22 protein-coding genes, 3 tRNA genes and 1 pseudogene are annotated in these 22,485 nt (G+C 72.7%); 7 read left to right on the forward strand and 19 right to left on the reverse strand.

The window, feature by feature from the left end:
• Nucleotides 1-172: 172 nt before the first annotated feature.
• Nucleotides 173-751, reverse strand: a complete 579-nt coding sequence (locus ACIBAD_RS08355; protein ID WP_134072045.1) for a TetR/AcrR family transcriptional regulator — start codon at nucleotides 749-751, stop codon at nucleotides 173-175.
• Nucleotides 752-883: 132 nt separating this feature from the next.
• On the opposite strand from ACIBAD_RS08355, the gene ACIBAD_RS08360 reads away from it, so the two are divergent.
• Together ACIBAD_RS08360 and ACIBAD_RS08365 are read left to right on the forward strand one after the other, a co-directional pair.
• Nucleotides 884-2,092 (forward strand): NAD(P)/FAD-dependent oxidoreductase, encoded by a 1,209-nt coding sequence (locus ACIBAD_RS08360; RefSeq protein WP_398905326.1) that lies wholly within the window; start codon nucleotides 884-886, stop codon nucleotides 2,090-2,092.
• Nucleotides 2,089-3,009 (forward strand): RNA polymerase sigma-70 factor, encoded by a 921-nt coding sequence (locus tag ACIBAD_RS08365; protein ID WP_398905328.1) that lies wholly within the window; start codon nucleotides 2,089-2,091, stop codon nucleotides 3,007-3,009. The genes ACIBAD_RS08360 and ACIBAD_RS08365 overlap by 4 nt, the downstream gene beginning before the upstream one ends.
• A gap of 137 nt (nucleotides 3,010-3,146) precedes the next feature.
• Here the strand turns inward: ACIBAD_RS08365 and ACIBAD_RS08370 are convergent, their stop codons facing one another.
• The 5 genes from ACIBAD_RS08370 to ACIBAD_RS08390 all read right to left on the reverse strand — a co-directional run bounded on the left by ACIBAD_RS08370 (nucleotide 3,147) and on the right by ACIBAD_RS08390 (nucleotide 4,615).
• The gene (locus tag ACIBAD_RS08370; RefSeq protein WP_134072051.1) at nucleotides 3,147-3,575 is read right to left on the reverse strand and encodes a MaoC family dehydratase; all 429 of its coding nucleotides are present in this window, start codon (nucleotides 3,573-3,575) and stop codon (nucleotides 3,147-3,149) included.
• Nucleotide 3,576: 1 nt separating this feature from the next.
• Nucleotides 3,577-4,029 (reverse strand): MaoC family dehydratase N-terminal domain-containing protein, encoded by a 453-nt coding sequence (locus ACIBAD_RS08375; RefSeq protein WP_134072053.1) that lies wholly within the window; start codon nucleotides 4,027-4,029, stop codon nucleotides 3,577-3,579.
• Between the two features lie 139 nt (nucleotides 4,030-4,168).
• Entirely contained in the window at nucleotides 4,169-4,333 is a 165-nt protein-coding gene (rpmG, locus tag ACIBAD_RS08380; protein ID WP_007265873.1) for a 50S ribosomal protein L33, read from the reverse strand.
• 88 nt (nucleotides 4,334-4,421) lie between these two features.
• Nucleotides 4,422-4,494, reverse strand: a tRNA-Met gene (locus tag ACIBAD_RS08385).
• 48 nt (nucleotides 4,495-4,542) lie between these two features.
• Nucleotides 4,543-4,615, reverse strand: a tRNA-Thr gene (locus tag ACIBAD_RS08390).
• A gap of 407 nt (nucleotides 4,616-5,022) precedes the next feature.
• On the opposite strand from ACIBAD_RS08390, the gene ACIBAD_RS08395 reads away from it, so the two are divergent.
• Nucleotides 5,023-6,336: an amidohydrolase family protein gene (locus ACIBAD_RS08395; protein ID WP_398905331.1), complete on the forward strand. Its 1,314-nt coding sequence runs from the start codon at nucleotides 5,023-5,025 to the stop codon at nucleotides 6,334-6,336.
• Nucleotides 6,337-6,403: 67 nt separating this feature from the next.
• Nucleotides 6,404-7,060 carry an SDR family oxidoreductase gene (locus ACIBAD_RS08400; RefSeq protein WP_134072055.1) on the forward strand — a complete coding sequence of 219 codons (657 nt, stop codon included), beginning with the start codon at nucleotides 6,404-6,406 and terminating at the stop codon, nucleotides 7,058-7,060.
• Nucleotides 7,061-7,105: 45 nt separating this feature from the next.
• Here the strand turns inward: ACIBAD_RS08400 and ACIBAD_RS08405 are convergent, their stop codons facing one another.
• Together ACIBAD_RS08405 and ACIBAD_RS08410 are read right to left on the reverse strand one after the other, a co-directional pair.
• Nucleotides 7,106-7,540, reverse strand: a complete 435-nt coding sequence (locus ACIBAD_RS08405) for a DUF3574 domain-containing protein (protein ID WP_134072057.1) — start codon at nucleotides 7,538-7,540, stop codon at nucleotides 7,106-7,108.
• Nucleotides 7,541-7,649: 109 nt separating this feature from the next.
• Nucleotides 7,650-7,731, reverse strand: a tRNA-Tyr gene (locus ACIBAD_RS08410).
• Nucleotides 7,732-7,929: 198 nt separating this feature from the next.
• On the opposite strand from ACIBAD_RS08410, the gene ACIBAD_RS08415 reads away from it, so the two are divergent.
• From ACIBAD_RS08415 to ACIBAD_RS08425, 3 genes are all read left to right on the forward strand, one after another.
• Nucleotides 7,930-8,418, forward strand: coding sequence for a YajQ family cyclic di-GMP-binding protein (locus ACIBAD_RS08415; RefSeq protein WP_030298135.1), 489 nt, complete (start codon nucleotides 7,930-7,932; stop codon nucleotides 8,416-8,418).
• Nucleotides 8,419-8,639: 221 nt separating this feature from the next.
• The gene (locus ACIBAD_RS08420) at nucleotides 8,640-10,067 is read left to right on the forward strand and encodes a SulP family inorganic anion transporter (protein ID WP_134072060.1); all 1,428 of its coding nucleotides are present in this window, start codon (nucleotides 8,640-8,642) and stop codon (nucleotides 10,065-10,067) included.
• A gap of 18 nt (nucleotides 10,068-10,085) precedes the next feature.
• Nucleotides 10,086-11,333, forward strand: coding sequence for an APC family permease (locus ACIBAD_RS08425; protein WP_398905335.1), 1,248 nt, complete (start codon nucleotides 10,086-10,088; stop codon nucleotides 11,331-11,333).
• A gap of 114 nt (nucleotides 11,334-11,447) precedes the next feature.
• Here ACIBAD_RS08425 and ACIBAD_RS08430 read toward each other — a convergent pair whose 3' ends face one another.
• The 11 genes and pseudogenes from ACIBAD_RS08430 to ACIBAD_RS08480 all read right to left on the reverse strand — a co-directional run.
• Entirely contained in the window at nucleotides 11,448-12,443 is a 996-nt protein-coding gene (locus tag ACIBAD_RS08430) for a glycosyltransferase family 2 protein (protein ID WP_398905337.1), read from the reverse strand.
• An 89-nt stretch (nucleotides 12,444-12,532) separates the two neighbouring features.
• Complete coding sequence (locus ACIBAD_RS08435) at nucleotides 12,533-12,925, reverse strand: YccF domain-containing protein (protein WP_398905339.1); 393 nt, start codon at nucleotides 12,923-12,925, stop codon at nucleotides 12,533-12,535.
• Complete coding sequence (htpX, locus tag ACIBAD_RS08440; RefSeq protein WP_134072066.1) at nucleotides 12,922-13,785, reverse strand: zinc metalloprotease HtpX; 864 nt, start codon at nucleotides 13,783-13,785, stop codon at nucleotides 12,922-12,924. Before htpX ends, ACIBAD_RS08435 begins: the two co-directional genes overlap by 4 nt.
• Before the next feature lie 282 nt (nucleotides 13,786-14,067).
• The gene (locus tag ACIBAD_RS08445; protein ID WP_398905341.1) at nucleotides 14,068-15,624 is read right to left on the reverse strand and encodes an NADH-quinone oxidoreductase subunit N; all 1,557 of its coding nucleotides are present in this window, start codon (nucleotides 15,622-15,624) and stop codon (nucleotides 14,068-14,070) included.
• The gene (locus ACIBAD_RS08450) at nucleotides 15,621-17,216 is read right to left on the reverse strand and encodes a NuoM family protein (RefSeq protein WP_398905443.1); all 1,596 of its coding nucleotides are present in this window, start codon (nucleotides 17,214-17,216) and stop codon (nucleotides 15,621-15,623) included. The genes ACIBAD_RS08445 and ACIBAD_RS08450 overlap by 4 nt, the downstream gene beginning before the upstream one ends.
• A 38-nt stretch (nucleotides 17,217-17,254) precedes the next feature.
• On the reverse strand, nucleotides 17,255-19,309 hold the full coding sequence (locus ACIBAD_RS08455) for an NADH-quinone oxidoreductase subunit L (RefSeq protein ID WP_134072070.1): 2,055 nt from the start codon (nucleotides 19,307-19,309) through the stop codon (nucleotides 17,255-17,257).
• Nucleotides 19,306-19,671, reverse strand: a complete 366-nt coding sequence (nuoK, locus tag ACIBAD_RS08460; RefSeq protein WP_030163034.1) for an NADH-quinone oxidoreductase subunit NuoK — start codon at nucleotides 19,669-19,671, stop codon at nucleotides 19,306-19,308. Before nuoK ends, ACIBAD_RS08455 begins: the two co-directional genes overlap by 4 nt.
• The gene (locus ACIBAD_RS08465; RefSeq protein WP_134074442.1) at nucleotides 19,671-20,270 is read right to left on the reverse strand and encodes an NADH-quinone oxidoreductase subunit J; all 600 of its coding nucleotides are present in this window, start codon (nucleotides 20,268-20,270) and stop codon (nucleotides 19,671-19,673) included. Before ACIBAD_RS08465 ends, nuoK begins: the two co-directional genes overlap by 1 nt.
• A gap of 5 nt (nucleotides 20,271-20,275) precedes the next feature.
• Nucleotides 20,276-20,875, reverse strand: a complete 600-nt coding sequence (locus ACIBAD_RS08470) for a NuoI/complex I 23 kDa subunit family protein (RefSeq protein ID WP_398905344.1) — start codon at nucleotides 20,873-20,875, stop codon at nucleotides 20,276-20,278.
• Entirely contained in the window at nucleotides 20,875-21,834 is a 960-nt protein-coding gene (locus tag ACIBAD_RS08475; RefSeq protein ID WP_398905346.1) for an NADH-quinone oxidoreductase subunit H, read from the reverse strand. The genes ACIBAD_RS08470 and ACIBAD_RS08475 overlap by 1 nt, the downstream gene beginning before the upstream one ends.
• Nucleotides 21,831-22,485: pseudogene (locus tag ACIBAD_RS08480) on the reverse strand (hypothetical protein); the annotation flags it as partial. The gene ACIBAD_RS08475 and the pseudogene ACIBAD_RS08480, both read right to left, overlap by 4 nt.

A 22,485-nucleotide genomic window follows, 5' to 3' on the forward strand; every position in this document is an offset into this window, starting at 1 on the left:
CGGGCGTCCTGGGTGCCCCGGGCGTCCTGGGTTCCATGGGCGGCTCGGGTGTCGTGCGAGGAGTTCACGATGTCCCCCTGAGGGTGAGAACTGGTTTGTTAGTTATCACTGACTAACTTTCCGGCCCATGAAATGGGGCCGCAGAGGCCGAGGGACCTTGCCGGGGGCCGGCTCACTCCCCCGGCCGCCCCTCCCGGCCCTGGACGCGGGCGGAGGGATACAGCCCCTCCCAGACCCGGTGCCCGGGCGGGAAGCCCATGGCGGCCAGGTTGTTGATCAGCATTCCGTAGGCCATGAAGGTCGTGGTCTCGTTCACATCGCCGCCGAGGGGGACGTGGACGGTGTCCCAGAGCTCCATCCAGCCGTTGCGGACGAGCTCGCCGAGCTCGTGGTCTCCGGCGGCCTCGGCCGCGGCGACGGTGACGTACATCTGGAGTTGCATCTGGAGCTTGTCCGGGTCCTCGGTGATGAGCCGGGCGTACGCGTTCGCCATGGCCAGCCCGGCCTCTTCGCCCTCCAGCCCTTCGGCGGCGGCCGCGAACACCTCACGGGTGTCCCGCAGGCAGCGCTCGGCGGCGGCGAGGAAGATGGCCGGCTTGTTGGGGAAGAGGCGGAACAGGTACGGCTGCGAGACGCCCACCCGTTTGGCGATCGCCTCGGTGGAGGTCCCGTGGTAGCCGCCGCGGGCGAACTCGTGCATCGCCGCGCGGATGACGCTCTCGCGCCGCTCTTCCGCACTCATCCTTGCCATGGAGCAAAGTTAGTGCTCAATCACTAACCAAGTCAAGCCCCGGACGTGGCGCGCGTCACGTCGGACCCGTGTCACGAACCGGGCGGCACCGTGCATCTGGTGGTCGTCAACAGCGAGTGGAAAGGCGAGGCGATGAGCGCACGGCACGGAGCGGGCAGCACGGCCACCACCCACCGCGTCCTGGTTCTGGGGGCGGGGTACGCGGGGATGTCCGCGGCCATCCAGCTCGGAGCCCGGGTGGGGCGGCGCGAGGACGTGCAGGTGACCCTGGTGAACGCGCAGGAACGGTTCACCGAGCGGCTGCGGCTGCACATGACGGCCACCGGGCAGCAGCTCGCCGGGCTGAGCATCCCGGAGCTGCTGGAGGGTACGGGCGCACGGTTCGTCCGCGGCTGGGTGACGGCGGTGGACGCGGACGCGCGGACGGTCCGGATCGACGACGACCGGGTCCTGCACTACGACACGCTGGTGTACGGACTGGGCAGTGTGGCCGACCTGGCGGCGGTACCGGGCGCCGCGGAGCACGCCCACACCCTGAACAGCGCCGAGGACGCCGAGGTGCTGGCCGACCGGCTGGCACGGCTCGCCGGCGGCACGGTGGTCGTCGGCGGCAGCGGGCTGACCGGCATCGAGTCCGCCGCGGAGATCGCCGAGCGGTACCCGGAGCTGGAGGTCGTCCTGCTGGGCCGGCAGGAGCCCGGCGCCGCCATGACCCCGAAGGCCAGGGCCCATCTGCGGGCCGCGCTCGACCGCCTGGGCGTGACGGTGCGCAGCGGGGTCGAGGTGGTGGAGGTGCTGCCCGACGGGGTCGCACTGGCGGGAGGCGGGAGCGTCCCGGCCGACGCGGTGCTGTGGACCAGCGGTACGCGCGTGTCGGCGCTGGCGGCCGCCGCCGGGCTTGCCGTGGACGGGCGCGGTCGCATCGTCACCGACGCCTCGCTGCGGTCGGTGTCGCACCCGGAGGTGTACGCCGTGGGAGACGCGGCCGCGATCCGCCAGGGCTACGGCGTCATGCACGGCACCTGCCAGGGCGGCATGCCGACCGGTGTGCACGCCGCGGTGTCAATCGTCCGCGCCCTGAAGGGCAAGCGGCCCCGACCTTTCCGCTTCGGCTACTACCACACGCCGGTGAGCCTGGGGCGGCACGACGCGGTGGTGCAGTTCACCCGCCCCGACGACAGCCCGCGCCGCATGTACCTGACCGGCCGTGTGGCGGCCCGGTATAAGGAGACGGTGACCGCAGCCCCCTGGCCCACGTACGGCCGTATGAAGAAGATGCCCGCCTCGGGAGCCGTCTGGCCGCGCGGCGGCCGCTTCACCCGGAACGGTGCGGTCCGATGACGGGCCCGTCCGCCGACCCCGACCAGCAGGTGTTCCACCGGCACCGGAACCTGCTGTTCTCGGTGGCCTACCGCATCCTGGGCACCGCGGCCGACGCGGAGGACGCGGTCCAGGACGCCTGGATCAAGTGGTCGGCCGCCGACCGCTCAGAGGTGGCCGAGCCCAAGGCTTACCTGACGCGGATCGTGTCGAACGTGGCACTGGCACGGCTGCGGTCCACCCGGTACCAGCGCGAGACCTACGTGGGTCCGTGGCTCCCCGAGCCCATCCTCACCACGGGCGACGCCGCCGAGACCGTCATGGACGCCGAGTCGGTGTCGATGGCCGTGCTCGTCGTGCTGGAGACGCTCAGTCCACTGGAGCGCGCCGTGTTCGTCCTGAAGGAGGTCTTCGCCTTCAGCCACGCCGAGATCGCGGAGACGCTGGAGCGCTCCGAGGCCGCGGTGCGGCAGGCCGCGCACCGGGCCCGCGAGCACGTACGGGCCCGCCGGCCGCGCTTCGCCGCCGACCGGACGCGGCAGCGGGAGGTCACCGAACGGTTCTTCGCCGCCACGACGGGCGGGGACGTCAACGCCCTGATGGAAGTGCTGTCCCCCGACGTCACCTTGTGGACGGACGGCGGCGGCAAGGTCCGCCAGGCCATGCGTCCGGTCGTGGGCGCGCAGACGGTGGCCGCCTGGTTCGCCGCCACCGGGACGGTCACCTACCAGGGCATCGCACCCGCCGACATGAAGGCCGAACTCGTCGAGGTCAACGGCGGCCCGGGCATGGTGTTCAGCGGACCGGACCGCGTGGTCGCCACGGTCACCTTCGACTTCGGCGCCGACGGCCGCATCACCGCCATCCACAACGTGGCCAACCCCGACAAACTCCGGGCCGTCGCCGCGGGCACCGCCCACGGCATCGGCACGCGCTGAGCGAGCCTGAGCGGGATCCGCCCCGCCCGGCACTCGGCTCGGCCCGTACGCGGGGCCCCGGCCCCACAGGGCCCAGGCCACACAGAACCCAGGGCCGCGCGGAACCCAGGCCCACCCGGCCCAGGCCCGCGCGGGGCTCAGGCCAGGGCCACCACGGCCCGGGACATGCCCAGGACCTTCTGGCCCGCGCTCATCGCGGTCAGGTCCACCCGTACGCGGTTGTCGTCCAGCTTCGCCGCGACCTTGGCCGTGACCTCGATCAGCGCGCCCGTCCCGTCGTTCGGGACGACGACCGGCTTCGTGAAGCGGACCCCGTACTCGACGACCGCACCCGGGTCGCCGACCCAGTCGGTGACCACGCGGATCGCCTCGGCCATCGTGAACATGCCGTGCGCGATCACGTCCGGCAGCCCGACCTCCAGGGCGAACTTCTCGTTCCAGTGGATCGGGTTGAAGTCGCCCGAGGCACCCGCGTACTGCACCAGCGTGGCGCGCGTCACCGGGAAGGACCCCGCGGGCAGCTCGGTGCCGACCTCGACGTCGGCGTACTTGATCTGCGCGGTCATCTCAGGCCTCCTCGGGGGCGCGGGAGACGAGCTTCGTCCACGCCGTCACCACGTGCTCGCCGGTCTCGTCGTGGACCTCGCCGCGGATGTCGATGATGTCGTTGCCGGCCATCGACTTCACGGCCTCGATCGTGGAGGTCACCGACAGCCGGTCACCTGCTCGCACGGGCCGCGAGTACGCGAACTTCTGGTCCCCGTGCACGACGCGGCTGTAGTCCAGGCCCAGCTGCGGGTCCTGCACGACCTGGCCCGCGGCCGCGAATGTGATCGCGAACACGAAAGTCGGCGGGGCGATCACGTCCAGGTGGCCGAACGCCTTGGCGGCATCGGGGTCGGTGTAGACGGGATTCGCGTCTCCCACCGCAACCGCGAATTCGCGGATCTTCTCCCGGCCGACCTCGTACGGATCGGTGGGCGGGTAGCTCCGACCCACGAAGGACTGGTCGAGCGCCATGGCTCCCTACCTCCTGTTGGAAAAAGTCGGTCACATGAGAAAAACGATCACAGACCGGCGATCACGGAAACGACACGAGGCCGCCCCCGGTGAAGGGGACGACCTCATGACGGTGCCTGTATTTCGAGACTCGCTAGGGTCAGCGGGTCTCGCGGTGCGCGGTGTGCGAGTTGCAGCGCGGGCAGTGCTTCTTCATCTCCATGCGGTCCGGGTTGTTACGCCGGTTCTTCTTGGTGATGTAGTTCCGCTCCTTGCACTCCACGCAGGCCAGCGTGATCTTCGGGCGGACGTCGGTGGCAGCCACGTGAGTGCTCCTTGACGGACTATGGGACGGATGAACGCATAAAAGAGTAGCCGATCGGGAGACCGACCCCGCAATCGGCTACTGTGGGTAGCGGCGACCGGACTTGAACCGGTGACACAGCGATTATGAGCCGCTTGCTCTACCGACTGAGCTACGCCGCTTTGATGTGATCAGCTCCCCACCCGAGGGTGGGGAACCTCTCTCACCAGAGCCCCAATGCGGAATCGAACCGCAGACCTTCTCCTTACCATGGAGACGCTCTACCGACTGAGCTATTGGGGCGAGCGATGAAGACATTACACGGTTGCCCGCCCATCGCCCAAATCCTTTGCGGGGACTGGCCTCCGAGGGGGCGGCCAAGGCTTTCCCGATCTCCCCCCGGGCGTCACCGGGGCCCATTTCGGGGCAGATTGTGTCCGGGCTCACAATCCCAGGCGCCACCGCGAGCCACTCCGAGCACGCTGAGCAACCCGATCCCGTTCGAGGAAGCACCCGCCGCGGGGAAGCGTCCGCCCCGGCCGGGCGCGCACGCGGGCGCCCCGGCGCGCGGGCACCACACCGGTACGACTATTGCGCTCTTCCGCGAAGCGGGGACCCCTGCGCCCTAGGCTCTGAGCACGCTGCGTGATCTTGGGCCGCGGGGCGCGGCCACTCGGCCCAGGAACCGCCCGAGCCACCGCAGGAGCGCGATGTCCGACAGCCAGCCGCAGCAGCCGCCATCCTCCCCGCGCCACGGCCGCGGCGAGGGCGGCGGCGGCCACGGGCCTCAGCGCCCGCCCGGCAACGCGAACGCGGCCGCCGCCGAGTCCACCACGCTCCTGCTCGCCGGGGCCCGCCTCACGGACGGCCGTACGGTCGACGTCCGGCTCGGCGGCGGCCGGATCCAGGCCGTCGGCACCGCGGGCAGCCTGCCCTCCCCCTCGCTCGCCCGGGTCGACCTCAGCGGCTACCTGCTGCTCCCCGCCCCCGCCGAGCCCCACGCCCACGGGGACACCGCGCTGACCGCCGACGGCGACGGCCCCGTCTCGTACACCCCCGACGACGTGCAGCGCCGGGCCACCGAGGCCGCCCTGCTCCAGCTCGGGCACGGGGCCACGGCCGTGCGCTCCCACGTCCGGATCGGCGACGTGCACGGCCTCGGCCCGATGGAGGCCGTGCTCCAGGCCCGCCGCTCGCTGCGCGGGCTCACCGACCTGACCACCGTCGCCGTGCCCCGCCTCCTCACCGGCGCGGCCGGCGCCGACGGGCTCGCCATGCTGCGGGACGCCGTCAAGATGGGCGCCTCCGTCATCGGCGGCAGCCCGGACCTGGACCCCGACCCGACGGGCTTCCTCGAAGCCGTCCTGGAACTCGCCGCCGAGCACGGCTGCCCCGTCGACCTGCACACGGACGGTGACGATCCCGGCCGCCTGGCGCGGCTCGCCGCGATGGCCGGCGGACTGCGCCCCGGGGTGACGATCGGCCCCTGCGGCGGTCTGTCACGGCTCCCGCTGGACGTGGCGCACCGGGCCGCCGATCAGCTGGCCGCGGCGGGCGTACGGGTGACGTGCCTGCCCCAGGGCGACTGCGCGGCCCTGGAGCGGCGCGGCCTGCGCACCGCGCCCGTACGGCTGCTGCGCGCCGCCGGGGTCCGGGTCGCGGCCGGCAGCGGGGCGCTGCGGGACGCCGGGAACCCGGTCGGGCGCGGCGACCCGCTGGAGGCGGCGTTCCTGCTGGCCTCCCAGGGCGGGCTGCGGGCGCCGGAGGCCTACGCGTCGGTCAGCGGCGCCGCCCGGGAGGCGATGGGCCTGCCGGAGGTGCGGGTGGAGGCCGGGTTCCCGGCGGAGCTGCTGGCCGTACGGGGGGACCGTATCGCGGGCGTGCTCTCTCTGGCGTACAGCCGGATCGTGATCCACCGCGGCCGGGTGGTAGCCCGGACGAGTGCCGTACGGGAGTACTGCGACTCGGCGGTCGCGGTGGCCCTGGACCTGCCCCGGCAGGGCCGTACGGAGTCCGGTCCCTGAACCCTCACCGGCCCGGCGGCGGAGACTTTCGCGGGCGGGGGCGCCCGGCTCGTCGTACGGTCGGGGCATGCGCATCGTCATCGCGGGTGGACACGGTCGGATCGCGCTGCGGCTGGAGCAGCTGCTCGCCGCGCGCGGGTACGAGGTCGCGGGCATCATCCGCGACCCGGCGCAGGGCGACGACCTGCGGGAGGCGGGCGCCGAACCGGTGCTCTGCGACTTGGAGTCGGCGACGGTCGAGCATGTGGCGGGCATTCTGCAGGGCGCGGACGTCGCGGTGTTCGCCGCCGGCGCGGGCCCGGGCAGCGGCGTGGCGCGCAAGGACACCGTGGACCGGGGCGCGGCGGTGCTGTTCGCGGACGCGGCCGAACGGGCGCGGGTACGGCGCTTCCTGATGGTCTCTTCGATGGGCGCGGACGCGCACCACGAGGGCGACGACGTCTTCGACTTCTACTTGCGGGCGAAGGGCGAGGCCGACGACCACGTACGGACGCGGCTGGGCCTGGAGTGGACGGTCCTGCGGCCCGGCTCGCTGACCGACGACCCGGGGAGCGGGCAGGTGCGGCTGGAGGCGCGGACGGGCCGCGGGACGGTTCCGCGCGACGACGTGGCGGCCGTGCTGGCGGAGCTGGTCGAGACCCCGGCGACGGCCGGACTGACACTGGAGCTGATCGAGGGATCGACCCCGGTCTCGGTGGCCGTGAAGGCCGTCGCCGGCAACTGAACCACCGGTGGGGGCCCCGAGAGGCCCCCACCGCGTGACCGGCTCTCAGAACTCCGCGGTCACCTTGTCGTCGGAGCGCCCGACGGAGTCCTGCTGGTACTGGTCCTCATAGGCCTGCCGGATCCGCTCGATGCGCGCGCTCCTCTCCTCGGCTTCCTTCTCCGGGTAGAGCAGCACCACCTCGTACGAGGTCTCGCGGATGACCTTTCCGTCCCGCTGCCACTGGCCGTGCCCGTCCAGGAGGGTGAGCCCCTCGGGGAAGGCGGGGGTGACCTCCCGGTCCAGGAAGCCCATGAACTCCTCCTCCGCGACGGAGGCCCGGCCGGGGCGCTCGGTGCCGAAGTAGAGGGTGGTCTCCTGGTAGGGCTCGCCCACATGGCTGTGCAGTGCCGCCCCGACCAGGGCCGGGATCCCGGCTCCGAGGAGGGCGAGGAGCAGGCCGCCGCCCACCCTCCCGCGCGTGTCAGAAATGAAGTTCACGTCCGGAGAACGAACAGGAGACCAGGACGATGTGGTCGAGCGGATCGTTGGGCCATACGAGGAGACCCCCGCCACTGCGTTTCCGCAGTAACGGGGGTCTCACATCGCGTGGCGGCGCCAGGGTTCGAACCTGGGTAGGCTGAGCCGGCAGATTTACAGTCTGCTCCCTTTGGCCACTCGGGCACACCGCCATGATCGCTGCCATTTTTCCGCCTTGCGGCGGTGCTCCCTGGCAACGACGTAAACGATACCTGATGCTCGGGGGTGCTTCGCCACCGGATTGATCAGCACCGGGGGCGGGCGCGGTGGCTAGGCTTTGCCGAGCGGGCCGGGGATGTCCGGCCGCGCCCCCCGGGGCAATGACAGCCGACTTCAAGGAGCCACAGCACATGGCCGACTCCAGTTTCGACATCGTCTCGAAGGTCGAGCGGCAGGAGGTCGACAACGCCCTCAACCAGGCCGCCAAGGAACTCTCGCAGCGCTACGACTTCAAGGGCACCGGCGCCACCATCGCCTGGTCCGGCGAGAAGATCCTGATGGAGGCGAACTCCGAGGAGCGCGTCAAGGCCGTCCTCGACGTGTTCGAGACCAAGCTGGTCAAGCGCGGGATCTCGCTGAAGGCGCTCGACGCCGGCGAGCCGCAGCTGTCCGGCAAGGAGTACAAGATCTTCGCCTCGATCGAGGAGGGCATCTCCCAGGAGAACGCCAAGAAGGTCGCGAAGATCATCCGGGACGAGGGCCCCAAGGGCGTCAAGGCCCAGGTCCAGGGCGAGGAGCTGCGCGTCAGCTCCAAGAGCCGCGACGACCTGCAGGCCGTCCAGGCCCTCCTCAAGGGCAAGGACCTCGACTTCGCGATCCAGTTCGTGAACTACCGCTGATCGCGGTCTCCCACCTGCCCTCCGGCGGCCCGGCGGTCCTTCTCGGACCGGCGGGCCGCGGCTGTTTCCAGGGGTCCCGGCCGTGGTCGGGGGCGTGCGGATCACGTGCCGGGCGTACGCGGCGCGTGCGCCTCAGTGGCCCCCAATGAGCACTTGGGCAACCGTGCCCGTGCCCGTCAACCTGGCGGTATTCATCACCGCGGGACAGGGGAGGGACACGGATGCCTGAGGTCGGCACGTTTCGCGAAGACTTCGGGGCGTCCGTCGTTGTCGCGCTCGTCGCGCTGCCCCTGTGCGTGGGCGTGGCCGTCGCCTCCGGCGTGCCCGCGGAGCTGGGGATCGTGACCGGGGTGGTGGGCGGGCTGGTCACCGGCTGCTTCCCGGGGAGCTCGCTCCAGGTGAGCGGCCCGGCGGCCGGGCTCACCGTGCTCGTCTACGAGGCGCTGCACACGCACGGGGCCCGCGCACTGGGGGTCCTGGTGCTGGCCGCCGGGGTGCTGCAGCTGTGCATGGGGGCGCTGCGGCTCGGGCGGTGGTTCCGGGCGATCTCCGTCGCCGTCGTGCACGGGATGCTCGCCGGGATCGGACTCGTGCTGATCGCGGGGCAGCTGTACGCCCTGGGCGGCGTACCGGCCCCCGGAGCGACGCTGGAGAAGCTCGCCGCGGTGCCCGCGCTCGCCGCCGAGGCCGACTGGGCCGCCGTGGCCCTCGGGGCGGGGACCATCGCCGTCCTCGTCGCCTGGCGCCGGATGCCGGCCCGGCTGCGGGTCGTACCGGGCGCGCTGGTCGGGGTCGCGGCCGCCACCGCCGTGTCGGTGACGCTTCGGCTGCCCGTCGAGAAGGTGACGGTGACCGGCGTTCTGGGGGCCATCGCCCCGCCCGGCTGGGCGGACTTCGGGCTGCTGGCCTCCGCCGGAGCGCTCGGCACCGTGATGGCCCTGGCGCTGATCGCCTCCGCCGAGACCCTGTTCAGTGCGGCCGCCGTCGACCGGATGCACGACGGACCGCGCACCCACTACGACCGGGAACTCGTGGCACAGGGCGTCGGCAACACCGTCTGCGGACTGCTCGGGGCGCTGCCGATGACCGCCGTGATCGTGCGCAGCGCGGCCAACGTGGAGGCCGGGGCCCGAACCCGGGCCTCCCGGGTCATGCACGGCGGCTGGCTGCTGCTGTTCGCCGTCGCACTCCCCCAGCTGCTGCGGATCGTGCCGCTGGCCGCGCTGGCCGGGGTGCTGCTGCACGCCGGATGGAAGCTGCTGCCGGCCCGCGCCGTCGCCGGCCTGTGGCGTACGCACCGGGGCGAGGCGGTGGTGCTGGTGGCGACGGCCGCCTCGGTCGTCGCCACCAACCTCTTCGAAGGGGTGCTGATCGGCCTGGGGCTCGCCGTGGTCAAGGCGGCCTGGGAGACCTCGCACGTGCACATCGAGGAGGTGTGGGAGGGCGGCGAGCTCCACGTCCAGGTCCTGGGGAGCGCCAGCTTCCTGCGGCTGCCGAAGCTGCTCGACGAGCTGGACGCGCTGCCGGCCGGACACCCCGTACGCCTCGACCTGAGCGGGCTGCGCCACCTCGACCACGCCTGCCTGACGGCCCTCCACGGCTGGGAGCAGAACCGGACGCCGCTGACCGGCCGGGAAGGCGTCATCTAGAGCGGCTACCCTCCGCCCGTGAACAACGAGTTGAAACGCACGCTGGGAGTCTTCGACGCCGTCGTCGTCGGGCTGGGCGCCATGGTCGGGGCGGGCATCTTCGCCGCGCTCGCCCCGGCGGCGGGTGCGGCGGGGCCCGCGGGCGGCGCGCTGCTCGCGGCCCTGGCGGTGGCGGCCGTGATCGCCTACTGCAACGCGCACTCCTCGGCGCGGCTGGCCGCCCGCCATCCGGCCTCCGGCGGGACCTACGTGTACGGGCGGGAACGGCTCGGGCCGTTCTGGGGCTACCTGGCCGGCTGGGGCTTCGTCATCGGCAAGACCGCCTCGTGCGCGGCGATGGCGCTCACCGTGGGGGCGTACGTGTGGCCCGGGCAGCAGCACGCCGTGGCCGTCGCGGCGGTGGTGGCGCTGACCGCCGCGAGCTACGGCGGCGTGCAGAAGTCCGCCCGGATCGCCCGGGTGATCGTGGCGGCGGTGCTGGCCGTGCTGGCCGGGGTCGTGGTGGGGTGCCTGACGTCCGGCGCGGCGGACGCGGGACGGCTCGGCGGCCTGGGCGGGGGCGCGGTGGGCGGTCTGCTCCAGGCGGCCGGGCTGCTGTTCTTCGCCTTCGCGGGGTACGCCCGGATCACCACCCTGGGCGAGGAGGTGCGCGATCCGGAGCACACGATCCCGCGGGCGGTGCCCCTCGCCCTGGGGATCGCCCTGCTCGTGTACGCCGCGGTGGCGGTGGCGGCGCTGTCGGTGCTGGGCGCCGGGGCCCTGGCGGCCTCGCCCGCCCCGCTGGCCGACGCGGTACGGGCGGCCGGTCTGCCCGGACTGACCCCCGTGGTCCGGGTCGGGGCGGCCCTGGCGGCTGTGGGCTCGCTGCTGGCCCTCGTGCTCGGGGTGTCGCGGACCACGCTGGCGATGGCCCGGGACGGCCATCTCCCCCGCGCGCTGGCCGCCGTACATCCCCGGCATCGGGTGCCGCACCGTGCGGAGCTCGCCGTGGGTGCGGTGGTCGCGGTGCTCGCGGCGACCACCGATCTGCGGGGCGCGATCGGTTTCTCCTCGTTCGGGGTGCTGGCCTACTACGCGATCGCGAACGCTTCGGCGTGGACTCTCGATTCAGGTGTCAAGGGCCGGGCCGTGGCAGCGGTCGGGCTGTCCGGCTGTGTCGTACTGGCCTGCGCACTGCCGGCCGCGTCGGCGGTCGCGGGTGCGGCCGTGCTGGCGCTGGGCGCCCTGGCCTACGGGGTGCGGGCGGGGCTCACGCGCGCGGCGTGAACGCCCGCCCGGGTATCGCCCGCTGCGGCAACTGCTCGGTCCCGTCCATGCATCCATCGTGACCCACGCCACTGACAATCGCCCCGGCCTGCGGCATTACCCCCGGAGCCGCCGTCAGTTCCCGTTCGGCCCGGGGCCCTTGGCGGCGTCGTCCCGGGCCGAGTCGTCCCGGGCCGAGTCGTAGCCGATGAAGTACGTGGGCCGGCGCTGCACCGCGGTGTAGATCCGGCCGATGTACTCGCCGAGCAGCCCCACGCAGATCAGCTGCACACCGCCGAGGAACAGCATGGCGACGAACAGCGAGCTCCAGCCGGGCACGGTCTTGCCGAGCAGGAAGACCACCAGCGTCCAGGCGATCATCACGAAGCAGGTGACGAAGCTGATGACGCCGAGCCAGGTCGCCAGCCGCAGCGGGGCGGCGGAGAAGTTGGTGATGCCGTCCACGGCGAGGCGGATCATCTTGCTCAGCGGGTACTTGGTCTCGCCCGCCACCCGCTCCCCCCGGCGGTACGTCACCTGCCCGCTCGGGAAACCGAGCCACGGCACCAGCAGCCGGTAGACCTGGTGCTGGTCGGGCAGGGACTTGAGGGCCTCCACCGCCTCGCGGCTGAGCAGCCGGAAGTCCCCGGCCTGCGCGGGCACCTGCTTGCCGACCATGCGGCGCATCAGCCAGTAGTAGGCGGCGGCGGTGCGCCGCTTGAAGCCGGTGTCGGTGCTGCGGTCGGAGCGGACGCCGTAGACGATGTCGAGGTTCTCGGACCGGGCCAGGTCCAGCATCTCCGGAATCTTCTCCGGCGGATCCTGGAGGTCGGCGTCGATGCTGGCCACGTACGCCCCCACCGCGCTGTGCAGGCCGGCGCGCAGGGCGGCCTGGTGGCCGGAGTTGCCGCGCAGCCGGATGATGCGGAGCTCGGGCCAGTCCGTGCGGAACTTCTCCAGGAGTTCGGCGGTCCGGTCGGTGCTTCCGTCGTCGACGGCGAGGACCTCGTACGGGACGCGGGTGTCGTCGAGCACCGGGCGCAGGCGGCTCACCAGGGCGGGCAGGGCCTCTTCCTCGTTGTACATCGGCACGATGACCGAGAGGGTCGTGGCCGTGCTCGCAGCCGACACTGGTTCTTCCTGCCCGTGAGTTCCGACCGTGGGTTCGCCCGGGCGTCCTGCCCGGGCGTCCTGCCCGAGTTCCTTCGCCGCCGTGGCGGCTACCGGGACGCGAACGGCGCGTCGGTGGGGACGATCTCACGGCCCAGCGGGAGCAGGGACAGCGGGACCATCTTGAAGTTGGCGATGCCGAACGGGATGCCGATGATCGTCACGCACAGGGCAACGCCCGTGACGATGTGGCTGAGGGCCAGCCACCAGCCCGCCAGGACCAGCCACAGCACGTTGCCGATGCAGGACCCCGCGCCCGCGTCGTGGCGCTCGACCGTGGTGTAGCCGAAGGGCCACAGGGCGTACAGGGCGATGCGGAAGGACGCGATGCCGAACGGGATGCCGAGGATGGTGATGCACAGGAGCACACCCGCGAGGCAGTAGCCCAGGAACAGCCAGACGCCGCTGAGCACGAGCCAGATGATGTTCAGGATGGTCTTCATTGGCTGCGTCCTGCCATCTGTTCGAGCCGGGCGATGCGCTCGGCCATCGGAGGGTGCGTCGAGAACATCTTAGAAAGGCCCTGTCCCGGGCGGAACGGGTTGGCGATCATCATGTGGCTCGCGGTCTCCAGCCTGGGCTCGGGGGGCAGCGGGAGCTGCTTGACGCCGGCGTCCAGCTTGCGCAGGGCGCCGGCCAGGGCGAGCGGGTCGCCGGTGAGCCGGGCGCCGGACGCATCCGCCTCGTACTCGCGCGAGCGGCTGATGGCCAGCTGGATCACGCTGGCGGCCAGCGGGCCCAAGATCATGATCAGCAGCATGCCGATGATGCCGGGCCCCTCGTCGTCATTGGACCGGCCGACCGGGATCAGCCAGGCGAAATTCACCAGGAACATGATGACGGAAGCGAGGGCTCCGGCGACTGAGGAGATCAGGATGTCGCGGTTGTAGACGTGGCTCAGCTCGTGGCCGATCACCCCGCGCAGCTCGCGCTCGTCGAGGATGCGCAGGATGCCCTCGGTGCAGCAGACCGCGGCGTTGCGCGGGTTGCGGCCGGTGGCGAACGCGTTGGGCGCCTCGGTCGGCGAGATGTAGAGCCGGGGCATGGGCTGGCGCGCGGAGGTGGAGAGCTCGCGCACCATGCGGTAGAGCTGTGGGGCCTCGAACTCGCTGACGGGGCGGGCGCGCATCGCGCGTAGAGCCAGCTTGTCGCTGTTCCAGTACGCGTACGCGTTCGTCCCCAGGGCGACGAGGACGGCGATGATCAGGCCGCCCCGCCCGAAGAAGCTTCCGATGAGGATGATGAGTGCGGACAGCCCGCCGAGGAGTACGGCGGTCTTCAGCCCGTTGTGCCGGCGGTGCACGGTACGCCCTCCAAATGGTGCGGCAGGGGAGCCCCGTCCTTGGATCTGAGGGTCTACGGTCCAGTGGACCCTCCCTCCCTGCTCAACGCGAGGTGAGGACGTCTGGTTCCCAGGGGCACGGCGCCCCCGCCGCCCGGGAGACCCGGGCGGCGGGGGTACGGCGGGGGCGGGGGCGGGCGCTGGGCCGTACGGGTCACGGCGTACCGGGTTCACCGGCGTGCGGGCCGGGGGTGCGGGCCGGGGGTGCGGACTGCGCCGCGGGGCTGCTGCGGTCCTGCGGTCCTACTGCGGGAACAGGCTGCCCGCCGCGAAGCGCAGGACCAGCTGCGGGGCGGCCGACAGCACCACGGCGGTGACCGCGGTGACCGCGATCGCGGCGGTGACCGGCCAGGGGGCCTTCGTACGGGCGCCTTCGGCGGCGGTCTCCGGAGCGCGGAAGAGCAGCGCCGTCCAGCGCAGGTAGTAGTACAGGGCGATGACGACGTTGACCGCCATGACCACGGCGAGCCAGCCCAGGCCCGCGTCGACCGCGGACCGGAAGACGGTGACCTTGGCGAAGAGCCCGATGATGCCCGGCGGCAGGCCCGCCAGGCAGAGCAGGAAGAACGCCAGCGAGAGGGCGGCCAGCGGGCGCTCGGCGTACAGCCCGCGGTAGTCGCTGATCCGGTGGAGCGGCTTCGTACGGCCGACGAGGGCGGCCACCGCGAAGGCACCGAGGTTCACGGCGGCGTACATGAGGGCGTACGCGACGGTGGAGCCGATCTGGTCGCGCCCGGAGTACGCGGCGGCGGCGATCGGGACGAGCAGGTAGCCGGCCTGGCCGACGGAGGACCAGGCGAGCAGCCGTACGGCGCTGTTCGGCCGGTCCGCGCGCTGGCGCAGGGCGGCGGCGTTGCCGATCGTCATGGTGAGCGCGGCGAGGACGGCGAGGGCCGGGCCCCAGACGTCGGAGTACGCGGGGAAGGCGATCACCGTGACGAGGATGAGGCCGGTGAAGCCGACGGCCTTGCCGATCACGGAGAGGTAGCCCGCGATGGGCAGCGGCGCGCCGACGTAGGTGTCCGGGACCCAGAAGTGGAAGGGGACGGCGGCGGTCTTGAAGGCGAAGCCGACGAGGGTGAGCGCGACGCCGGCCATGGCGAGGGTGTCGAGCTGCCCGGGGACGTCTTCGAGCCGGTCGGCGATCTGCGTGAGGTGCAGGGTGCCGGTGGCGGCGTAGACGAAGCTGACGCCCATCAGCGACACGGCGGTGGCGGTGACGGAGGACAGGAAGAACTTGAGGGCGGCCTCGGAGGAGAGGCGGTCGCCGCGGCGCATGCCGACGAGGGCGAAGGCGGGCAGCGAGGCGACTTCGAGGGCGACGATCAGGGTGGCGAGGTCGCGGGAGGCGGGCAGCAGGGCGGCGCCGGCGGCGGAGGACAGCAGCAGGAACCAGTACTCGCCGGCCGGCATGCGCGCGTCGCGGACGGCGGTGACCGACAGCAGGGCGGTGACCAGGGCGCCGGCCAGCACCAGGAACTGGATGACGAGGGCGAAGTGGTCCGCGGTGTAGCTGCACGCGCCGGGGTCGGTGGTGAGGCAGAAGGTGGCGCGGTCGCCGGCGCGCAGCGGCACCAGGGTGGCGGTCGCGGCGGCGAGGCCGGCGACGGAGAGCCAGCCGAGCAGCGGCTTGCGCCGCTCCGGTACGAAGAGGTCGGCGACCAGGACGACCAGGGCGACGGCGGCGGGCAGGACCACGGGGGTGATCGCGAGCCAGTCGACGCTCTGGACGAGGCTCGGGGTCCCGGCGGCCGGGGCCGCCGACGGGGCGGACAGAACGGAGGCCGTCAGGGCCGTCATGCGTTGCCTCCTGCGAGGAGCTTCTGGACGGCCGGGTCGGTGAGGCCGAGGAGGACGGCGGGCCACAAGCCGGCGAGGACGGTGAGGGCCATGAGCGGGGTCCAGGCGGCGAACTCGTAGCGCTGGACGTCGGCGAGTTCGAGCGCGGGCCCGGTGGCGGATCCGGAACCGGCGGGGGCCCGGTGTTCCGGGCGGGCGTGGGGGTCGCCCATGCAGACGCGCCGTACGACGATCAGCAGGTAGGCGGCGGTGAGCAGGGTGCCGAACGCGCCGAACGCCATGTACGTGAGGAAGGCGGGCCGGGAGAGGCCGGGCGCCGGGTCGAACGCGCCGAACAGGGCCAGCATCTCGCCCCAGAAGCCGGCGAGGCCGGGCAGGCCGAGGGAGGCGACGGCCGCGAAGGCGAGGAAGGCGCCGAGGCGGGGGGCGCGCCCGTAGAGGGCGGCCCCGGTGGCTCCGGCGAGGGTGTCGAGGTCGGCGGTGCCGTAGCGGTCCTTGAGGGCGCCGACCAGGAAGAAGAGGAGGCCGGTGATCAGGCCGTGGGCGATGTTCGCGAACAGCGCGCCGTTGACGCCGGTGGGGGTCATGGAGGCGATGCCGAGGAGGACGAAGCCCATGTGGCCGACGGAGGAGTACGCGATGAGGCGCTTGAGGTCGCCCTTGTTGCCCTTGCGGGCGAGCGAGAGGCAGGCGAGGGACCCGTAGACGATGCCGACGGCCGCGAAGGCGCCCAGGTAGGGGGCGAAGGTCGCCATGCCGTCGGGGGTGACGGGGAGCAGGATGCGGACGAACCCGTAGGTGCCCATCTTCAGCAGGACGCCGGCCAGCAGGACGGATCCGACGGTGGGGGCGGCCGTGTGGGCGTCGGGCAGCCAGCTGTGCAGCGGCCACATCGGGGTCTTCACGGCGAGGCCGAGGCCGATGGTGAGGACGGCCAGGAGCTGGGTGGTGTGGCTGAGTTCGCGTCCGTTGTCAGAGGCGAGTGCCACCATGTCGAATGTGCCGCTCGTCACACCGATGAGCAGCAGGCCGAGCAGCATGACCACGGAGCCGAGGAGGGTGTAGAGGATGAACTTCCAGGCGGCGGCCTGCCGCTGAGCACCGCCCCAGCGGGCGATGAGGAAGTACATCGGGATGAGGACCATCTCGAAGGCGAGGAAGAACAGCAGCAGGTCGAGGACGGCGAAGGTCGCGAGGGTGCCGGATTCGAGGACGAGGAGCAGCGCGACGAAGGCCTTCGGGGAGGGGCCTTCGGGGAGCTTGAAGTAGCTGTAGAGCGCGCAGAGGAAGAACAGCAGCGCGGTCATCAGGAGGAGGGGGAGCGAGATGCCGTCGATGCCGAGGTGGATCCGGACGTTCAGCGCCTGGATCCAGCTGATGTCGGTGGTCGCCTGGAAGCGGGCCGGGGTGTCGCGGTCGAAGCCCAGGGCGAGGGCGACGGCCGCGGCGAGGATCACGCCGGTCACGGTCACGCCGTGGCGCAGCACGGCCTGTTCGGGGCTCTTGCCCTTGAGTCCGGGCGGGGCGGGCAGGAGGGCCGCGGCTGCGCCGAGGAGCGGTGCGGCCACGACGAACGCCAGAAGGAACTGCATCACGGACGGGCTGATATCAATCACGGCTGGCTCACGGCTCACGATCCGGCGTTGACGTTGGCGAGGACGGCGGTGGCGATCGCCAGGACCACGGCGCCGGCGAGCAGGGCGCTCAGGTAGCTCTGTACGTTGCCGGTCTGGGCCCGTCGTACGAGGCTGCCGAGCAGCCGGGGGCCGGCGCCGGCGCCGCTGACGTACGTGTCCACGACCTCGCGGTCGAGGAAGCGGACGAGGCGCGCGGCGGCGCGTACGGGGCGGACGAACAGCCGGTCGTAGACGGCGTCGAGGTGGAAGCCGTCGGCCGCGTGGCGGTGCAGGGGGCCCAGGAGGGCCCGGCCGGGGTCGGCGGCGGGACCCGCCGGGACGGCGGGGTGCTCGTGGGTGACCTCCGCGACCTCGGGCGTCTCGGCCGCGGACTCGGCGGCGGCGGAGGCCGCGGACACCGCGGCGGCCACGGCGGCGGGCTGCTCGGTCGCGGCGGCGGCTTGGGCGGCGGGTCCGGTCGCGGCGGGAGCCGCGGCGGCCTTCGCGGCGGCCCGCTGCCACAGGGCGTAGGTCAGGACCGCGCCGACGGCGGCGGCTCCGGTGCCGAGGACGGAGGTGGTCAGCGTCGGGGCGAGCTCCCGGCCGTCGAACCAGTCGGCGATCGGGCCGGCGGCGAGGCCGAGTCCGATGGACGGGACCGCGAGCACCCACAGCACGCCGGTCATGGCGACGGGCTCCTTGCCGTGGTCGGGGGCGGCGGCGCCCCGTCCGCGGAAGGCCATCAGCCACAGCCGGGTGGCGTAGGCGGCGGTGAGCAGGGCGGTCAGTACGCCGGCGACGAGGACGAGCCAGCCGGCGGCGCTGGGAGCGGACTCCGAGTGTCCGGTGGCGGCGTGCTCGGCGGCGACGAGGACGGCCTCCTTGGAGAAGAAGCCCGCGAAGGGCGGGATCGCGGCGAGCGCGAGCAGCGCGATCGTCATGGTCCAGAAGGCGTCGGGGATGCGCTTGGCCAGGCCGTCCATGCGGGACATGGCGGCCAGGGAGTTCGTCCCGGCGGCGTGGATGATCACGCCGGCGCCGAGGAACAGGAGCGCCTTGAAAACGCCGTGGGACAGGAGGTGGAAGACGGCGGCGCCGCGGTCGGCGACGGCCAGGGCCCCGGTCATGTAGCCGAGCTGGCCGATCGTGGAGTAGGCCAGTACGCGCTTGATGTCGTCCTGGGCCAGGGCGGCGAGGCCGGAGCCGACCATCGTGACGGCGGCCATGACGGCCATGACCACCAGGGCGGCCGCGGAGGCCGCGAAGACCGGGAGGAGGCGGGCGACGAAGTAGACACCGGCGGCGACCATCGTCGCGGCGTGGATCAGCGCGGAGACCGGGGTGGGGCCCGCCATGGCATCGGGGAGCCAGGTGTGCAGCGGGAACTGCGCGGACTTGCCCGCGACTCCGGAGAGCAGCAGCAGCGCGATCAGCGTGGGGTGGTCCAGGCCGCCCGCGGCGACGGTGCCCAGGATCTTGGGGATCTCGAAGGAGCCGGCGTCGGCGGCGAGCGCGAACAGGCCGATCAGGAAGGGGACGTCGCCGAGCTTGGTGACGAGGAAGGCCTTCAGGGAGGCGGAGCGGGCCGCCTCGGTCTCCCAGTAGTGGCCGACGAGGAAGTACGAGCAGATGCCCATGACTTCCCAGCCGACCAGCAGCACCATCAGGTCGCCCGTGTAGACGACGAGCAGCATGGCGGAGGTGAACAGGGAGACCAGAGCGGCGTACGAGGGGTAGCGCGGGTCCTCGCGGAGGTACGCCGTCGAGTAGACCTGTACGCAGGTGGCGACGACGCCGACCAGAACGGCGACCAGGACGGCGAAGCCGTTCAGGTAGAGCGAGAGGTCGATCGGCACGGAGCCGGTCGGCGTCAGCTCGGTCGAGGCGGTGATCGGCCGGCCGCCGCCCTGGCGGGCGGCGACGAGCACGGCCAGGACGGCCGAGGCCAGCACCGGCAGCACGGCGAGGGGCCGGACGAACCCGGGGGCGCGGCGGCCGAGCAGCAGTCCCGCCACCGCGCCCAGGAAGGGCAGGAGCGGGACGAGGACCGCGAGGGTCGTGGTGCTCACGCGGTGACCTCGCTCTGGTTGTTCGGGGCGGGCTGGTCGTTCGGGGCGGGCTCGTGGCCCTCGGCGGTGTCGCGCAGCCGGTCGACGTCCGAGGTGCCGCGGTTGCGGTACACCATCAGCACGATCGCGAGGCCGATGCCGATCTCGGCGGCGGCGATGGCGATCGTGAAGAGGGTGAGGGCCTGGCCGGCGTGCAGGGCGTCGCGCAGCCAGACGTCGAAGGCCACCAGGTTGAGGTTGACGGCGTTGAGCATCAGCTCGACGGACATCAGGACCAGGATGGCGTTGCGGCGGGCGAGCACTCCGTACAGGCCCGTGCAGAACAGGAGCGCCGCGAGCACGGCGGGGTAGGCGAGGTGCATCAGCGCTGCTGCCCCTTCGTGTTGTCGTCGGACCCGTCGGCGGGGGTGTCCCTGCGGGAGAGCACGATGGCGCCGATCAGGGCCGCGAGGAGGAGGACGGAGAGCGCTTCGAAGGGCAGCACCCAGTGCTGGAAGAGGATCTCGCCGGAGACCTCGGTCGAGCCCTGGGCGGGGCCGTCGAGGTCGATCCAGGTGGTCCGGAAGGCGTCGACGACGACCCAGACGAGGGATGCGGCCGCGACGAGGGCGACGCCGAGGGCGACCAGGCGGTTGTTCGAGTCGGCGTCCGGGGAGCGGCCGATCGGGGCCTTGGTGAGCATCAGCCCGAAGAGGAGGAGGACGACCACGGATCCGAGGTAGATCAGGACCTGGACCCAGGCGATGAACTCGGCCGTCAGCAGCAGGTACTCGACGGCGATGCCGCCGAGGGCGACGACCAGCCACAGGGCGGCGTGCACGAGCTGTTTGGTGGTGACGGTGACGGCGGCCGCGCCGAGGGTGGCGAGGCCGACGAGGAGGAAGGCGATCTCGACGCCGGTCGGGGAGAGGAACCCGTGGCCCGTCGCCGCGGCGGCCAGGGTGGTGGCCGCGGGGGTCAGATCGGTCACGCGTCTCCCTCCGGGGTGGTGGGGGTGTCGGTCTCGGGCGTCGTGGGCCCGGTGGTTTCGGCGGCTGCGGCGGCGGCCGCGGCTTCGGCCTTCTCCGCCGCCTTGCGGGCGGCGGCGATCTCCTTGGGCTCCTCCGCGGCCGGGTCCAGGGCGGGCGGGGCCGGGACGGTCCACATCCACTCGCGCAGCTTGTCGCGCTCGTGGGTGAGTTCGAGGATGTCCGTCTCCGCGTACTCGAACTCCGGCGACCAGAAGAGGGCGTCGAAGGGGCACACCTCGATGCAGATGCCGCAGTACATGCACAGGGAGAAGTCGATGGCGAAGCGGTCGAGGACGTTGCGGCTGCGCTCGCGGCCGCCGGGGGCGGCGGCCGGGACCGTCTCCTTGTGGGAGTCGATGTAGATGCACCAGTCGGGGCACTCGCGGGCGCACAGCATGCAGACCGTGCAGTTCTCCTCGAACAGGCCGATGACCCCGCGGGTGCGGGGCGGGAGCTCGGGCTGTACTTCGGGGTACTGGGCGGTGTGCGCGCGCTTCGTCATCGTGCGCAGGGTGACGGCGAGGCCCTTGGCGAGGCCGGATCCGGGGATGGGCATCAGCTGATCGCCACCTTCACGATGCCGGTGAGCGCGATCTGGGCGAGCGCGAGCGGGATGAGTGTGGTCCAGGCGAGCTTCTGGAGCTGGTCCTCGCGAAGGCGGGGGTAGCTGACGCGGAGCCAGATCACGACGAAGGCGAGGACCGCGGTCTTGAGGAGGGTCCAGACCCAGCCGCCGGCGATCGGGCCGTGCCAGCCGCCGAGGAAGAGGACGGTGGTGAGGGCGCAGAGGACGACGATGCCGGCGTACTCGGCGAGCAGGAACAGCGCGAAGCGCAGACCGGTGTACTCGGTGTACGCGCCGAAGATGATCTCGGAGTCGGCGACGGGCATGTCGAAGGGGGGGCGCTGCAGTTCGGCGAGGCCCGCGGTGAAGAAGACGAGCGCGCCGGTGATCTGCCAGGGGAGCCACCACCACTGGAAGGCGTCGACGATGCCGGGGAGGGACACGGTCCCGGCGGCCATCGCGACGGAGGCGGCGGCGAGCAGCATGGGGAGCTCGTACGCGAGGAGCTGGGCGGCGGTGCGCAGGCCGCCGAGCAGGGAGAACTTGTTGGCGGAGGCCCAGCCGGCCATGAGGCTGCCGAGGACGCCGACGCCCATGACGGCGAGTACGAAGAACAGCCCGGCGTCGATGACCTGGCCGACGGCGCCCTCGCCGGGGCCGATGGGGATGGCGACGAGGACGAGGAGGTACGGGAGCAGGGCGACGGCGGGGGCGAGCTGGAAGATGCGGCGGTCGGCGCCCGCCGGGACGATGTCCTCCTTCTGCGCGAACTTCACGCCGTCGGCGACGAGCTGGGCCCAGCCGTGGAAGCCTCCGGCGTACATGGGGCCGAGGCGGCCCTGCATGTGGGCCATGACCTTGTGCTCGGTCTGCCCGACGACGAGCGGGAGCACGAGGAACACGGCGAAGACGACGATGAGTCGCAGCGCGACGTCGAGGACGTCGTTCACGCGTCGCCTCCGTGGGTGTCGGATTCGGATTCGGGGGTGCCGTCGGGCGCGGAGTCCGCGCCGGGGGCGGGCTCCGGCTCGGCGGCGTCGGGCCGCGGGGCGGTCTTGGGCGTGGTCTTCGGCTCACCCTTCGGACCCGGGTCGGCCGCGGCCGCCGGATCGGCCTCGGGCGCGGAGTCCGCGCCGGGGGCGGGCTCCGGCTCGGCGGCGTCGGGCCGCGGGGCGGTCTTGGGCGTGGTCTTCGGCTCGCCCTTGGGACCCGGGTCGGCCGCGGCCGCCGGATCGGCCTCGGGCGCGGGCTCGGGTTCCGTGAAGGCGGGCTGGGGGTTGTGCCAGGGCGCGTCCGCGCTGCGGGGGGCGGGGCGCCGCCCGGGCGCCACCGTGCGGCCACGGATGGCCGGGCCTTCCGGACGCGGGGACGTATCGGCCTGCCGGGCCTCGGTCTCCGGCTCCGCCGGGGGAACGGCCTGGCTGGCCGAGCCGTCCGCCACCGAGCGGGTGCGGCGCGCCGGGCGCGGCGGGGCTTCGGCCTGCGCGGCGGGCTCGGCCGCGGCATCCGCCGGGGGAACGGCCTGGCTGGCCGAGCCGTCCGCCACCGAGCGGGTGCGGCGCGCCGGGCGCGGCGGGGCTTCGGCCTGCGCGGCGGGCTCG

This window comes from Streptomyces sp. NPDC051109, assembly GCF_044455885.1.
Lineage (GTDB): Bacteria > Actinomycetota > Actinomycetes > Streptomycetales > Streptomycetaceae > Streptomyces.